Origin of the sequence: Paenibacillus sp. BK720 (assembly GCF_011761545.1) — a bacterium.
Taxonomy (GTDB): domain Bacteria; phylum Bacillota; class Bacilli; order Paenibacillales; family Paenibacillaceae; genus Pristimantibacillus.
On the sequence record NZ_JAASRQ010000003.1, the window covers coordinates 358,763 to 373,402 of the forward strand.

The window sequence follows — 14,640 nt, forward strand, 5'->3', positions numbered from 1 at the left end:
TACCCATGTCGGTTTACTAATTTTAATAACATCCAACTCTTGATCGGGGGTAAAAACATTGTCAACTTCTACAGCCGTACAATCCTTGTTCCGACCGTTTACTCTTGGGCAGCTTACACTGGCCAATCGCATTGTGATGGCGCCTATGACCCGCGCTATGTCTCCGAATGGGGTGCCTGGAGCGGATGTTGCCGCTTATTACCGCCGGAGAGCCGAGAATAATGTAGGCCTTATCATAACCGAAGGAACGGTGGTGAATCATCCCGATTCCTCAAACTCCAAGGATGTGCCCCATTTTTATGGTGAAGAAGCTTTAAAAGGATGGGCTAACGTCGCAGCCGAGGTTCATGCTGCAGGAGGCAAAATTATGCCGCAAATTTGGCATATGGGCACGAAGAAGCAAGTGAATGACTATTCTGAAGCGGAGATTACCGCTATCGTCCAAGCATTCGCCGACGCGGCTTTTGAAGCTAAGAGGATCGGCTTCGACGGCATAGAGCTTCACGGAGCGCACGGCTATTTAATCGACCAGTTCTTCTGGGAGAAAAGCAATCAGCGTACGGACCGCTACGGAGGCAGTCTGGTGGCCCGCACCCGTTTCGCCGAAGAGGTCGTCCGGGCTTGCCGCGAAGCTGTTGGGCCCGATTTCCCGATTGTGCTGCGGCTTTCGCAGTGGAAAGAAAGGGAATACACCGTGAAGCTGGCTTATAATCCTGAAGAGCTGGAGCAATTTCTGAAACCGCTGGTGGATGCCGGCGTGGATATTTTCCATTGCTCGACCCGCCGGTACTGGGAGCCTGAATTTGCCGGATCAGATTTGAATCTTGCGGGCTGGGTGAAACGGATCACTGGTAAACCGACGATTACCGTCGGCTCGGTTGGACTCGACAGTGATTTCATGACCTTCTTCACGGAAGGAAAAAGCTCTGCGAATACAGGAATTGAAGGTCTTGTGCAAAAGCTCGAAAATGATGAATTTGATCTGGTGGCGATTGGCAGGGCACTGCTGGTTGACCCAGCATGGGCCAGCAAAATCCGTGAAGGTAAATTGACTGAATTGGTGCCGTTCACGCCTGAAGCGCTGAAGACATTATTCTAAAAGAAGCGTATGTTGTAATCCGGAGCAGATTCTGCAGCTGGAGCGATTGAGGAAAAGGCTTAAATGGTATAGAAGTATGCGACTCAGAGTACATCGTTCATTTGGCGATGTACTTCTTTGCGTTGTGCTCGAAGATCGTCGAAGTCGACAAGGAGTCAACGCTTGCTCTCACAAAGTACTTATATGGTGGGTCAACCGAAGTCCGCTCGTATTCTCTCAATGCAGACACAAAAAGGGCCGGATCTACCTCGTCATTGTGGTGTTGCTTACCCAGCCCCTAACATAAAGACAAAATGATTAATACAAGATGAGATTAATCGACAGAAGATCAACACTGACAAAATGTCTTGTCAGCGTTCTTGCAAGTCTCTTTAGCCACCGATCCGGATACAATGACAAAGTGGCTAAGAAGAATGCTGCGGCTCACTGAAAAGCTCCTTGACGGCAGCAACCCCTGCAATGATTAGAAGCGGAAGCACATAGACAACGGCAACCCAAAGCGGATGCACGATAAATACCAGCTCCTCCCATCGTTTGGTGTTACTCGGCATCGTTAAGGCCAGCAAGAAGACCGCAAGACAGATCGGGTTGGTCAGCAGACGGTCGTTTTTCAGCTTGAACAGCTCGGTTATGATGAGTTGAATCGCATAAAGCGTAATCGTCGCCTTCATCAAAGAACCGGCTATCAAGGCTAACCCTATAACGGCTTCGACCCGCTCAATGATATCGCCGACTTCGATCATTTGCGCGATGACAAATACGGAGAACCTCTTCTCCGTAGCCATCGGTCCGAGCTCCATAATCGTACAAAGGGTCGAGATGATCAATGTGGCCGCGTTCGCCAGCAGGGCCCAGAAAAGGGCCTTCTTGAGCGGCTTCGTCTGTTTCGCCCTTGAAAAAGGCAGCAGCATGGCGAACAGAACCACCTCTCCATACGGGAATCCGGCTGTTGAATAGGCTCCGAGCAGCGCAGGCTTAATGCCTACAGGAAAAACCGGACGCAGAAACTCCGGGTGATATTGCGGAATCAGGAGGAGCAGCACAATGGCCCAAAACGCCATAACGAACACGATTAAAATACTGAACATCCGGGCCATTGGTTCGATGCCTGACCGCAAGAGCAGCGCGGCAAGAAAGTAGAGCATCCCCATGAATATGTAGTTCGGCGTCTCAGGCAGCATCATGCTGGTCATAAAAGTCGAAACGTCAATAATGATGCCGGATGCCATATGCAGCGCCATTGTCAGCATGGCGCAGGCCAAGATTACGGTAGGCCAGCGGCCGATCGTCTTGTTGCTTATGGCAATTAACGTCAATCCGGGATTCTTGTCATGCAAATAAAAAATGATGAGGAGCAGCAGGGCGCCGAAGGAAGCCGAAATGAGGATCGACAGCCATGCCGCATTAAATGCCATTGAAATGAGCGGACCCGGGATGACGATCTTGGCCGATCCGGTGACATAAGCGAAATATAATATCGCCATTTGTGAAATGCTGATGGTCTCAAGCTTCTTCATATCGGCTTCACGGTAAGAAACTCAACGATCATTTTGGCCGGACGGGTCAAGGTGAGATCGACAAGCGTATGGATATCCGGTAATTCGGGTTTAATGAGATAATCGGTGCTAAGATACAGCGAAATCGCGATAATCCCGAAATAGATGATCTTGGGGCGAATCTGAGCATCGCGCAGATTATGGATATCCGTGACAAGCGCAAGGACGTAGCTTATCATCAGAACAATGATTTTTTCCAGCATCTGTATCCTCCTGGATTACTTGGCGCTGACCGGTTTCCCCACTGTCGTTAACGTATGGGTAATATCGGCCGTAACCTCGATTTCAAAGTCGGCTTCCGCGTAACGTTCACGCCATGTTTTTTTCCACTCCTTCCACACCTTCGTATGGTTGCGGTAGAGTGAATTGCCTAACCCGATCAAGTCGATTTGCTGTTCCTGCGTGACCCGGATCGTTTCCATCAGCTTTTTTTCCATCTCCTCCTTCAATCTTTGCTGGAAATGGATCTCGTCTTCGGGCTTGTCCAATCTGCTGCACTTCAACTCGCTGATGTTGCCGATGATCAGAACCTTCACGTTCACTTTAAGTTTGTCCGGATTCAGAACGGGAGTAATTTTCGTCCGTATGGTGTGCGTTTCAACCGCTTCAACCTTCGGCTTCGTATTATTGCCGGACGGTTCGCAAGGAAGTCGCAGAGCCCCGTGCTTGAATTGATTCGTGAGCATAAGAATATTCTCGGTCTGGCTGCCGGTAAGCGTCCCGATCATCTTGCCGTCCTTAATCATGGCAGCGCCCGGCAGGATTACGCCTCCTTTCCGTTCTATTGCGTACGGAAGGACAGTGTCGGGAACCTGGCTTTTGAGAGCCTGTGCCAGCTGAAGCAGATTGACAGCAGGAACTTTCCCCGATTCGCGGAGTCCTATTTCTTGCATCCGGTTCATCTGATGGGTGACGGTTTGCTCGATAAGAGGTTTAATCTCAAGGTACTTGCTTGCATTTCCTTGTGAGATCACCACTTTCGTGCTCATACGCGTTTCATGGTCGCGGTAAAACTCATCGAGAAGCGAAAGAAGAGGTGTTTTACCAGCCGTTTCATCATCGATAATAATGACCCGAATATGGCTCCACTGGGCTTTCCGTCCTAGATGAAGCGTAATGTCGCGAACGGCGTCAAATACGGACTCGCTTTTGGTTTCGATATTGACATAAGGCTCGGCCTGTTTGCCTCCTTGAACACCGGCCTTTTGCCCCGGTTTATAGATCTGGACAGCAAGCTTGATTTTATCCGGCTTGATCTGATCAATCGCGGCTCCCAGAATAAACCCTTTCTGCGGCAATTCGGATCTGTTCCAGCATCCGGTAAGAATCATAGTGGCAAGCCAAAGAACAAGAATCTGCTGCAGCCATTTCATCAAGCCATCATTCCTTTGCTATTCGGAATGTTGCGGCGCCGGTTTGGAAGCCTGTTTGCTGCGAGGCGAGCGGTCCATGTACTTAATGGGTGCGCGGACGAACGTATCGAGCAGCTGGCGCGGACTGAACGGCTGCAGCGTGCCCAGAAAGGGCTGTCCCAATGAACGCAGCGTCACCATATGCCATAATATCGCCAAAAGCCCGCACAGCAGCCCAAATCCTCCAAACGAGGCTGAAAGCGCCATTAATGGAAATCTAAGGATTCGCAAGGCAATCGCCATGTTATACTGGGGAATCGCGAATGAGGCAATCCCCGTCAACGCGACGATAATGACCATCATCGGCGAAGCGAGGCCGGCGTTGATGGCTGCCTCGCCGACGACGAGGGCGCCAACGATGCTAACGGCGGAACCGACAGGGCGGGGAAGCCGGATTCCGGCTTCGCGAAGCAGCTCGAAGAAAAATTCCATGATCAGCGCTTCAATGAATGCCGGGAACGGAATGCCTTCGCGGGAATCCAATATCGTCAGCAGCAGCACCGTAGGAATCATTTCGGAATGAAATGTCGTCACGGCGATGTAAATGCTAGGCAGCGTCAAAGCCATGAAAAACGCGAGGACGCGAAGCCAGCGGATTAAACTCGAATAGACGGTGCGCTGATAATAATCTTCGCTCGACTGCAGCAGCTCTATAAACAGCCCCGGACAAAGGAGCATGGTCCCGGTTCCCTGTACCAGCACGACGATTTTGCCGTCAAGTAATGCGGCGACCGCCACGTCCGGCCGCTCTGTAACGCGAAACTGGGGAAATGGCGAATACGTCGAGTCTTGGATTAATTCCTCGACATAGGAGGTCTCCAGCACTTCCATCGATTTCGTTTCTTCCATGCGTTCTTTGAATTCGGCCAGCATTTCCGGGTCGACGCTTCCCTCCAGATAGCAATATGCAATCTTCGTCCGGGTCTCGCCGCCCGAGTTTAACATTTCCAGCTTAAACAACGGACTCTTCAAGCGGATCCGAAGCAAGCCGATGTTTATATTCATATTCTCGACCGTGCTTTCCCGTGGTCCTTGAACGACGGATTCGCTGGTCGGCTCGGTGATCTGCCTTGTCTCTAGGCCCGAAGCCTGGAACACAATTGCTTTGTCCCAGCCTTCGAAGAAAATGACCAGATTTCCGTCCAGAATATGATCCACGAGCGTTTCGAAATCATTTTCCAGACTTGCCGACTCGGCAGAAACGACGTCATCTTCGAAATATTGAATGATGCTTTCCGTTGTCACTTCCGTCCCAGGACCAACCTCGTGCGTCACTAGATCCTGGAGCACGGATTTCATATAATTGAGCTGCTTTTTCTGGATGATGGTGCCGAAGTAGACGGATAGCGCGTGCCGCGACATATTCGGACCGAACTTCCAAGCCAAGTAAGTCAAATCGCTGCAGCTCTTGAAGACCTCTTCCAGCAGTTGGCGGTTAACTTCAAGCTGCTTGGATATCGGCTTCGCCGGCTTGGCGGTTTGATTTGGTTTTTGCATCTGTATTTCACGATTTACAACGTCTCCGTTTTGATTCGTTGTCGTATTGCCAATGTCGCTTCCCGGAATATCTGGCATATAGACCACCACCTGGTGTTATTATGCAATCAATGGAAATAAATATGCATTCGAGATGTAGATCATAGGCCGATACATCACCGCATAAATTGGTCGGGAGAAAATACTGGAGGGAAGGGCTGTCATGAACCATTCGCAGGCCTTCGGGGCAGGTTCGGCGCGTCCTTGGCAGAGCTTGGAACGCAAGAGCGCTTTAATCGTGCAGGGCGGTTACCCTGGGCATGATCCGCGCGAGGTGGCCGGGATACTGGCTCAGATATTGCGGCAGGAACATTTTATAGTGGAGGTATCCGATACGCTTGATGTGTTTCTGGACATGGAGAAGCTGAAACGAACGGATTTGATCGTACCCGTATGGACGCTCGGGACGATTACCGGACAACAGCTGGACAATTTGCTGAATGCGGTTGCCAGCGGGACGGGAATCGCAGGGATTCACGGCGGAATCGTCGACGCATTCCGCGGCGAAGTCAGGTATCAGGGAATGATCGGGGGACAGTTCATCGCGCACCCCGGCGAGCAAGGGGCGACTTACAGCGTTTGCATGACGGACCCATACAACCCGCTTGTCATCGGTATTGGCAATTTTGTCCTGAGGATGACGGAGCAGTTCTACGTGCTGATGGATCCTTCCATACAAGTGCTGGCCGTCACTTGCTTCGACAGAGTGAATCCTCCTCTCGTATGGAGACCGGTCACGATGCCCGTCGCGTGGTGGAAGATGTATGGGAAGGGCAAAGTTTATGTGCTCACGCCGGGCCATTCCCCGGATATCGTGTTAGTTCCTCAGATAACGGAGATGATTCGGCGGGGCATGGTATGGGCGGCAAGGTAGGATAATTGAAAAAGAACCCCGGATCCGCATAGACGCGGATGTCCGGGGGGTTCGCTGTTCATTTTACTGCTTTAAATTGCTTAATGATATGGTCTGCCGTACGTATAGCCAATGCTCCGGTAGTTAAGGTCGGATTCACCGGACCGAATGAAGGAATTAGACTATTATCCGCCACGTAAAGACCGGATATCCCATGAATTTGGCCATTGCGATCCGTTGCCGATGTCGCCGGGTCATCTCCCATACGGCATGTTCCGGCATCATGGTTCTCCGCTCCCGGAGGCCAGATGCATATCTCTGGCCGGTCGGATGCAGGGGTCAGATTCATTTTCATGACGGAAGCGACTTGACGGATGGCTTTAACCATCTGCGCCATAACGGCTTTATCCTCATCATTGTAGGAGAAATTCACCCGGAAGCTTGGAATGCCGTAGTCATCCGTTCTGCTCGGATCCAAGCAGACGTAATTGTCAAAGCGTGGAACGATTCTGCCCGAGACATCGAACTCCAAGTACGTCTTCGTTCCACCGATTTTAAACTGATAAGGACGATTCTCCGTCTGAGGAATGAATAGAGATACCATGCCTTCGGCCGTGTCCTCCGGTTTCAAGGTTCCCTGAGATTTCATATAAGAATGGTTGATCAGATAATGCCCGATCGCTCTTCCCGGAATCCCTGAGGAGAGCAGCAGCCGTGGAGTTTCGAATGAGCTTCCTGCTACAATTACGGTCCTTGCTCTTAGCAAATGCGATGTTTTATCCGGAGACATCACTTTTACGCCGGTGACGCTCCGCCCATTGGTCAGGATCCGGACGGCTCTGGCATTAACGGCTAAATCAAAGTTTCCAAGACGTAAGGCTTCCCCAAGGAAGTTAAGAGAGCTGAAAAGTACGCTGAAGCCGTTGCGGTCTACCGCTTCCGGTACTAATCCCGACTCGGGGTACCCCCCTTGCCAAAGCCGTCTTAGCAGAAGTTGATTGTAGGGCGAGCTATATCGGTTTACTTGCATGGCCTGCTCTGCGAGATTGTAATAGGGCTCGATTTCTTTGTAGGTGATCGGCCAGTTCGCAAATTCAAAAGGAGGAATTCGGGGTGTAGTACCCGCCCAGAATAGTGTCCTTCCTCCGAGAGCATACACCATTCTCAACCCTGAATATTCAGGCAGAAGGTCGCCTATTGGCTCCGTAATGGCCGGACTTAAGTAATATTTCATCATATTATTCCAATTGGATAGTGTCGGAGTGTTTAACGCGTTTGTAGGCAGCAGCAATCCGCCCCGATCGATAATCCCGATTCTAATGGAGCTTTTGCCTAACTGTTCGCAGAGTCTCCATAACGCGGCAGTGCCGCCGATACCGGTACCGATAATAAGGACATCATATTCAGCTTGTTCCATTTCGGACAAGGGTGTCAGGGGCACCCATTGGTCGAGAAGCCTGACAGGTTGGGCTATAGGGCACACGGGGACAGGCAAGGGGGTGACCCTTGCCTGAGGGCGCGCATTAAGCTCGGGGATGTTGACAATCATGCCTTGAATAATCATTTCCGGGTTCGTTATATGCGGATTGATGAAGAGGAGATCATGCACGTCAACCTCCCAATGTTGAGCTATGCTTCTAAGGGTATCTCTTTCCTTGGCCACCCAAATCTTCATGTGTTCACCCCGGTTGTGGTCGTCAATGATTATTAATATATATACGCTTTTCGGTGAACGTATTAAAGGGGCGCTTGGATTGTTGTCTGGGGCTAGTGACTGCAACCTCGAATAATCGTTACAAGCAGGATAGTATCGCCCATCAGCATGAACTTCTTCATCGTAGCTATTATTCCGGCAATGCCATTCATTGCTTGCGCCGAGTTTTTCCCCCCGAAAGCTTCCTATGCAGAAAGCCCGCATAATAAATCGGAAGCTGCAGGCTTTGTTTGAACACTTTTGGAGATGCGGCCCGCTTAAACACCTCTTTGCCGGGTATGGCGTTAGCCTCGATGATCCAGATATGGGACTGACGGTCAATCCCGAAATCAAGGCCAAGCTCGACCAGCCGTTTTTGGAAGGATCGTTCCAGCTGTGCAGCTATTTCAAAGGCCAGCTCCCGAAGCTTTTGCTCAAGCCGTAATGCCCGCGCATGGCCGAATTGTTTGGATAAGAAAGAGATAATCTCCTTCGCGCTGCCTTCAGTAGCTAGATTTGATGTAATGTTTCCTGCTTTCCCCAAACGTACGCCCATCCCGGTCAGATGCCATTGTCCAAGTTCATTTTTCTGAATGAGTACGCGAATATCGTAGACTCTATTCGCAGCATCGGTTATATCTACCCATCTTTGAACGAGATAATTCCTCTTTCTGCGCAGCTGAGCAAGCTTCCCATGCAATCCCTCTTTAGATAAGTGGATGCTTTTCCTTCTATTTTCCTCTATCACATATTTCCCGTTCAAATAGGAAAGCTTCAATATGCCCGTTCCTTTGTGGGTGCCAAGAGGTTTAATAATGGCCTTTTTATATTTATGAAGCATCGTATGCACGGCTTGATCATGGCTTAAGAGCAGAGTAGGGATGAGATAGGGACGAAGCTTTGTATTTACCGAGAGGTGTTTGTGAATCGTCCATTTATCGTTTCCCAGCCAATCCCCCGCAAAAGGAATGCCGGTGGTTTCTTTCACTTGTCTAGCTTCCTTGAGCATTCGGCCGCTATAGATGCCGCGATCGTAGATGATAGAAGGATACGGGGATTTTGGCTCATAACGCCATTGATTATTCTCATAGACCCATCCGGCAATAGTTCGATATCGTCGATCGACATGGTCGGGCTTAAACAATAACAACTTGTCAAACCCGGCTGCTCGGATGGCCTTGGCCTGCCATTTAAAAACGTCCTTATTCATCCGATCCCACATGATTCCGATTGTTGCCACAAATAAAGCCTCCCCTCCTTGATTTTATTTCAGTGTATGAATCAAGGATGAAAAGGACACAAGGCCCAATTATGATCAACAAAGTAACACTGTAGAACACGAATAATAGACTAATGCATAGCTGATTCTTAATGGAAGGAAAGTATCCCAACCATGATCAAGATTCGCAGTCGTGCCTCTCTACCGCCTGATACGGTCCTGGTCGCTTCAACATTCCTGAAGAAGTGGAATTTATCCCGAAACCAAAGTCTCTTTCTCCAATTCGGTGTTACGACCATTCCAATGAAATTGATGACCTCAGAGAAGGTTCCGCAAGGCCAAATGCTCGTCCATGATGCATGCATGAAACAATTAAAGATACCGGCAGAAGGACAATTTCAAGTCCGTAAGGATGGTAATACGCTGATCGTAGGCCCTTATATCGGTCTTCTTGTGGATAAGATAAAGGGCAGTCTTCCCTTTAAAAATTTACTCCATTACGCGAAGACGCACCGTCACGTAAACGGCGCATTGCTAGCGTTTTCCCCGAATGATGTTCAACCTCGGACGAAGACGATTCGAGGGTTTATGTATTCACCTGTAAAAAAGACATGGATATATGGCCAATACCGGTATCCCTCGTCCATCCTGAATAAATCGTTAACCAGTACGCCGTTAATGGCCCATTTTCAACAGAGCCTTGGAAGAACCGTCTTTAATAACTTTCGACTGGATAAATGGAGCATGCACAAGCTTCTCTCCCGGAACGGAAGCGTTAGAACCCATCTGCCCAGAACCATTCTGTATCAGAGTCCGCAGGACATTACCCGAATGCTTGAGCAAAGCGATGAGGTCTATATGAAGCCGGTACAAGGATCATTCGGGAGTCATATTCTCAAAGTGTCCAAACAAGATACTAAAATTACGGTTACGTATAAAGGCTCGTTGAAGAAGGTTTTTGGCAATGTGCGGGAGCTAGGCCAATTCCTTCGCAAACAAAATCATCAATCCGGCTATCTGATTCAAGAAAGTATAAAGCTGGTCTCCTCCCAGGAGCGTCTCATCGATTTCCGGTTAATCCTCGTGAAAGATGGGCGGGGGAAATGGAAGCGGATGGGGATTATCGCAAGGCTCGGACCTCGAAGGTCCATTGTAAGCAACATATCCAAAGGCGGAACAGCCATGGAGGGTAAACGGGCGCTTCGAAGGATTCTGCATAAGGGAGAAGCCGAAGCTGGAGCAACTTGCCTCAGGATGGAAAAGATTGCTCGAACTATTGCGAAGCAGCTGGCGTCATCGGGTTATCATGCCGCTAATCTGGGCTTTGACTTTGCTCTGGATACACGGAATAAATTATGGATTATCGAGGTTAATCATAATGATCCCAATCATACGATCGCTTTGGACGCAGGAGAGACACAAATGTTCCACCGGACGATTAAAGCGAATATGCTGTACGCCAAAAAACTAGCCGGCTTCGGCACAAGCCATCCGTTGAAAGGAAGGCCGTGATCATGGCGATGTATGTTAAAAAGCTGAATCATGCGGAGAAAGACAGCTTACACGTCAACCAAGCTTTTTTGCGGAAATTCGCGGGCAGGCCGTCCACCGTCAAGGTGTATTTCGGGGCTTGGAACAGACAACTAAAGGTGAGAGTATCTCAAAGCCTGCCAAGCGATACAATCGGTATTTCGTCGCAAATGCTGGAGGGGTATAGCCTTCCTCCTCTGAAATATAAGGTATTGGTCAAGGGGAATAACGTCCATATCGGTCCAGTACTGGGCATCGTCGCGTTTAAACCTGGGGCTGCTATTACCATGGAGAAAGTAAAGAATTACAATGATTACTTACGTCCCTATTCTCAGATACAGGGCTTAATCTATATTTGCCGGGCAGACGATATTTCCTTGCAAACGAAAAAGATTCGAGGGTACTATTATACTCCGGGAGGCGCGAAGCCGAATTGGACCCTTGGCACTTTCCCGTATCCTTCCGCTTTATATCGAAGAGCAGCGCTGAACCTGCCCACTTATAGAGCTCTCAAACGGGTGCTTGGCCCGCGTCTGTTCAACGGTTATTTCCTTGGCGACCATTTCAACAAATGGAAGTTGTGGAAATGGCTTTCCCCGCATCCGGCGATCCGCAAGCATTTGCCTCATACGAGAAGGCTGCAGAGCCGCAAGGATTTGGATGAGTTGTTATCCCGCTATAAAGCCGTTTATTTGAAGCCTACGATGGAATCTATGGCCAGGGGGATAATAAAGGCGGTTCGCAAAGGGGATGGCTATCAGTTCATTTACCCCGAAAATAATAAAAAGGCCAGTCCTTATCGAATCGTATCCGTAGGGTCCAAGGAAGCAGCCGGTTTTCTAGCGAATCTCCTGCGGGAGCATCAATATATCGTGCAGCAAGGGATAGAAATGAAACGACAGGGCGGCAGAGGCATCGACTTCAGAGTGATTATGCAAAAAAACGAACAGCTTCAGTGGTCCTGTACGGGTGTCATCGCAAGGTTCGGCAAGAAAAACGGCATCGTTACGAACTTCACCTCCGCCGGCTTTGCAAGCAAAGGTTTAAATGCTTTGCAAGGTACCTATGGCTATAGCCGAAGTCAGTCGCTGCGGACGCAGCAACGAATGATCGAGATCTGCACCAAGGCGTGCAAAATATTCGATTCCAAAGGCGGGAATTACGCCGATATTGGCGTCGATGTGATGGTGGATAAAAACGGTCATATTTATGTGCTCGAAGTGAACATTTTACCCGATCATCATCTGGCGTTGTATGCCAAGCAGAGGGACCTATACCTGAAGCAAGTTGCTAAGCCATTGCTGTACGCCAACGCACTCACCGGCTTCAAAGCTTCTAATTAAAGCGAGAAAAGGAGGGCCTCATCGCCAGACCTCCTTTTTTCGCTTTATTCTTTCTGGGACAAGACCGCAGAGCAAGAGAAAGATGCTTGAATGCCATACGTATAGAGGTTTATGATGAAAGCAGCTAGAAACAGGGAGGGATTAGGGAAATGAGTCAAGATCATTTGCATTTGGATGCTCTTTTGAAAGCGATTACGGACCGGATGATTCCAGGCGATGATTGGCCTTCAGCAAGCGATGCGGGAGTCTTAACCTATTTGGAACGTTATGCCGAGCAAGACGCTGCTGTCTGGGCGAAGGTGATTGAACCCGGACTCCGCTCCTTGCAAGAGGAAGCCACAAGGCTTCATGGGAAGCCGTTTCCGGATTTATTGACCGATGAGCAAGATCAATTGCTGCAAAAGGCGGAATCCGGTGCCTACCCGGACTGGCCTGTTTCGTCCAAGCTATTTTTTGATACGTTATTGAATCTATCAGCTGAAGGTTATTATGGAACTCCCGAAGCCGGAGGGAATAGAGAAGGAAAGTCGTGGGAAATGATAGGCTTTCGTCCTGGCCCTGTGGCGGAAGCTAGCGCGCCGGCTCTTGAGGCCGACTTTCCGCATAAAACGCTTGAGCAGCTGCGGGACCGATACGATGCGGTTGTGATCGGGGCTGGAGCCGGGGGTTCCGTAGCTGCGGCTGTCTTGGCCGAGTCGGGCATGCAGGTGCTTGTTGTCGAGCGCGGAAGCTGGCTGAAATACGATCAGGTTGGCAGGGATCACCTGCGGAATCACCGGATTAGCAAATACGGGCATAACACGGGGCCGGGCCTGGAAGGAAACCCTCGCACGTTTGTTATGGCGGACGGCAGCGAGCGAATTACGCTGCCTATTGATGGCGATTACCACAATAATGCAATGACGGTTGGCGGAGGAACGAGGGTATATGGGGCGCAGGCGTGGCGGTTTCATACGATAGATTTTCGTATGGCAAGCCGTTACGGGGTACCGGAAGGCAGCTCGCTTGCCGACTGGCCGATCTCTTACGAGGATCTTGAGCCCTATTACCAGCGGGCGGAATGGGAGGTTGGCGTATCGGGAAATGGAAGCGCCCATCCTGGAAGAGGCAGGCGCCACGGTCCGTATCCTATGCCCGCGATGCCTATGACGCTGGAAGCCGAACGGTTAGCCCGTGCTGCCCAAAAGCTGGGCTGGCATTCCGGGGCCGTACCGCTTCTTATCAACTCGGTTGAAAGGGATGGCCGGCAGGCTTGCGGCAGATGCGGTCAATGCGTGGGATTCGCCTGTCCAACGAACAGCAAAAACGGCGGGCATAATACGATGCTGGTAAGAGCGGTCGCTACGGGTAATTGCGATCTGATCTGCGATACTGTTGTCGAGTACATAGATACCGAGGGAGGAAAACATGCAACCGGAGTTCGTCTGGTGCAGGAATTGGAAGGTTCGGTCCAGCGCCGGCAAATACGGGCGGGGCATGTGATCGTTGCCGCGGGAGCGATTGAAAGCGCGCGGCTCCTGCTTAACTCCGCCAGCGCTTCAGAGCCGGACGGAGTCGGCAACCGGAACGGCCAAGTGGGAAGAAACCTGCAGGGTCATGTTTATTCCGGCGCTTACGGGATTTTTGACGAGGTGGTTCAAGACGGCCTTGGTCCAGGAGTCAGCATAGCCACTTTTAATACGGAACATAGCCATTTGGGGATTATCGGGGGAGGGCTGCTCGCGAACGAGTTTACCCGGCTGCCTCTTATTCATTGGTATCGGGCGCTTTCGCCGAATGCGGCGAGATGGGGGATGAAGGGCAAGGAAACAATGCGCGATACCTTCTTGCGCACGAGCCAAATTCAAGGACCCATTCAGGAAATCCCTAACCCCGACTCCAGAGTGCAGCTGTCGAAGTCGGTAAAGGACCGTTTTGGCATACCGGTTGCTTCCTTGTCCGGCAGCGTTCATCCCGAGTCCCTTCGGGCTGCGGCTGTGCTTGGAGAGCAGGCGGAGAAGTGGCTGTGGGCTGCCGGAGCACGCGAAGTCTGGCAGACCAAGCCGGGCGGGGGCTTAAGCGCGGGTCAGCATCAAGCGGGCACGCTGCGCATGGGGAATGATCCCGAGACATCCGTCACCGATCCGTCTGGCCGCGTGCACGGATACGACAATCTGTGGGTGAGCGATGGTTCCGTTCACGTGACGAACGGCGGAGTAAATCCGGTGCTCACGATTATGGCTTTGGCTTTCCGCACGGCGGACAATTTGGTGAAGCTGGGCTAGAGGCCGGCTGCCCAAGACGTGAAAAAGCCGTTTCGAACATAGGAATGGGCTGTAACAGGCTGCAGATGGCAGACTGTTGCGGCCCTTTTATGTGCTAAAAATAAAACGGACCCATATGGCTTACCCGTATCTTTT

At 50.5% G+C, this 14,640-nt stretch carries 11 protein-coding genes; 5 read left to right on the forward strand and 6 right to left on the reverse strand.

What is annotated here, in order from left to right; all coding sequences use genetic code 11:
* The first annotated feature begins 58 nt into the window (after positions 1-58).
* Entirely contained in the window at positions 59-1,099 is a 1,041-nt protein-coding gene (locus FHT67_RS13645) for an NADH:flavin oxidoreductase (RefSeq protein ID WP_167198941.1), read from the forward strand.
* Between the two features lie 404 nt (positions 1,100-1,503).
* Here FHT67_RS13645 and FHT67_RS13650 read toward each other — a convergent pair whose 3' ends face one another.
* From FHT67_RS13650 to FHT67_RS13665, 4 genes are read right to left on the reverse strand one after another with little or no spacing between them, the layout of a single operon-like run.
* Entirely contained in the window at positions 1,504-2,616 is a 1,113-nt protein-coding gene (locus FHT67_RS13650) for a GerAB/ArcD/ProY family transporter (RefSeq protein WP_167198944.1), read from the reverse strand.
* Positions 2,613-2,858, reverse strand: a complete 246-nt coding sequence (locus FHT67_RS13655; protein WP_132311131.1) for a hypothetical protein — start codon at positions 2,856-2,858, stop codon at positions 2,613-2,615. Before FHT67_RS13655 ends, FHT67_RS13650 begins: the two co-directional genes overlap by 4 nt.
* A 15-nt stretch (positions 2,859-2,873) precedes the next feature.
* Entirely contained in the window at positions 2,874-4,028 is a 1,155-nt protein-coding gene (locus tag FHT67_RS13660) for a Ger(x)C family spore germination protein (protein WP_167198949.1), read from the reverse strand.
* 18 nt (positions 4,029-4,046) lie between these two features.
* Entirely contained in the window at positions 4,047-5,564 is a 1,518-nt protein-coding gene (locus FHT67_RS13665) for a spore germination protein (protein ID WP_132311474.1), read from the reverse strand.
* A gap of 202 nt (positions 5,565-5,766) precedes the next feature.
* Here FHT67_RS13665 and FHT67_RS13670 point away from each other — a divergent pair, with 202 nt between their 5' ends.
* A complete protein-coding gene (locus FHT67_RS13670) occupies positions 5,767-6,477 on the forward strand; it encodes a ThuA domain-containing protein (protein ID WP_167198952.1) in 711 nt (236 codons plus the stop codon).
* Between the two features lie 58 nt (positions 6,478-6,535).
* On the opposite strand, the gene FHT67_RS13675 is transcribed toward FHT67_RS13670, so the two are convergent.
* Together FHT67_RS13675 and FHT67_RS13680 are read right to left on the reverse strand one after the other, a co-directional pair.
* Positions 6,536-7,873 carry a GMC oxidoreductase gene (locus FHT67_RS13675; RefSeq protein WP_208403284.1) on the reverse strand — a complete coding sequence of 446 codons (1,338 nt, stop codon included), beginning with the start codon at positions 7,871-7,873 and terminating at the stop codon, positions 6,536-6,538.
* A gap of 445 nt (positions 7,874-8,318) precedes the next feature.
* On the reverse strand, positions 8,319-9,389 hold the full coding sequence (locus FHT67_RS13680; protein WP_167198955.1) for a YheC/YheD family protein: 1,071 nt from the start codon (positions 9,387-9,389) through the stop codon (positions 8,319-8,321).
* Between the two features lie 342 nt (positions 9,390-9,731).
* Between FHT67_RS13680 and FHT67_RS13685 the strand changes: the two genes are divergently transcribed.
* The 3 genes from FHT67_RS13685 to FHT67_RS13695 all read left to right on the forward strand — a co-directional run bounded on the left by FHT67_RS13685 (position 9,732) and on the right by FHT67_RS13695 (position 14,505).
* On the forward strand, positions 9,732-10,880 hold the full coding sequence (locus tag FHT67_RS13685; RefSeq protein WP_167198959.1) for a YheC/YheD family endospore coat-associated protein: 1,149 nt from the start codon (positions 9,732-9,734) through the stop codon (positions 10,878-10,880).
* 2 nt (positions 10,881-10,882) lie between these two features.
* Positions 10,883-12,241 (forward strand): YheC/YheD family endospore coat-associated protein, encoded by a 1,359-nt coding sequence (locus FHT67_RS13690; RefSeq protein ID WP_167198962.1) that lies wholly within the window; start codon positions 10,883-10,885, stop codon positions 12,239-12,241.
* 149 nt (positions 12,242-12,390) lie between these two features.
* Positions 12,391-14,505 carry a GMC family oxidoreductase gene (locus tag FHT67_RS13695; RefSeq protein ID WP_167198965.1) on the forward strand — a complete coding sequence of 705 codons (2,115 nt, stop codon included), beginning with the start codon at positions 12,391-12,393 and terminating at the stop codon, positions 14,503-14,505.
* Positions 14,506-14,640: the final 135 nt, after the last annotated feature.

What these genes read in the sequence shown, in the direction of transcription:
- FHT67_RS13655 (WP_132311131.1), bottom strand. Translation starts at nt 2,858, where the DNA reads ATGCTGGAAAAAATCATTGTTCTGATGATAAGCTACGTCCTTGCGCTT.
- FHT67_RS13685 (WP_167198959.1), top strand. Translation starts at nt 9,732, where the DNA reads ATGAAACAATTAAAGATACCGGCAGAAGGACAATTTCAAGTCCGTAAG.
- FHT67_RS13660 (WP_167198949.1), bottom strand. Translation starts at nt 4,028, where the DNA reads ATGAAATGGCTGCAGCAGATTCTTGTTCTTTGGCTTGCCACTATGATT.
- FHT67_RS13695 (WP_167198965.1), top strand. Translation starts at nt 12,391, where the DNA reads ATGAGTCAAGATCATTTGCATTTGGATGCTCTTTTGAAAGCGATTACG.
- FHT67_RS13690 (WP_167198962.1), top strand. Translation starts at nt 10,883, where the DNA reads ATGGCGATGTATGTTAAAAAGCTGAATCATGCGGAGAAAGACAGCTTA.
- FHT67_RS13675 (WP_208403284.1), bottom strand. Translation starts at nt 7,873, where the DNA reads ATGGAACAAGCTGAATATGATGTCCTTATTATCGGTACCGGTATCGGC.
- FHT67_RS13670 (WP_167198952.1), top strand. Translation starts at nt 5,767, where the DNA reads ATGAACCATTCGCAGGCCTTCGGGGCAGGTTCGGCGCGTCCTTGGCAG.
- FHT67_RS13650 (WP_167198944.1), bottom strand. Translation starts at nt 2,616, where the DNA reads ATGAAGAAGCTTGAGACCATCAGCATTTCACAAATGGCGATATTATAT.
- FHT67_RS13665 (WP_132311474.1), bottom strand. Translation starts at nt 5,564, where the DNA reads ATGCAAAAACCAAATCAAACCGCCAAGCCGGCGAAGCCGATATCCAAG.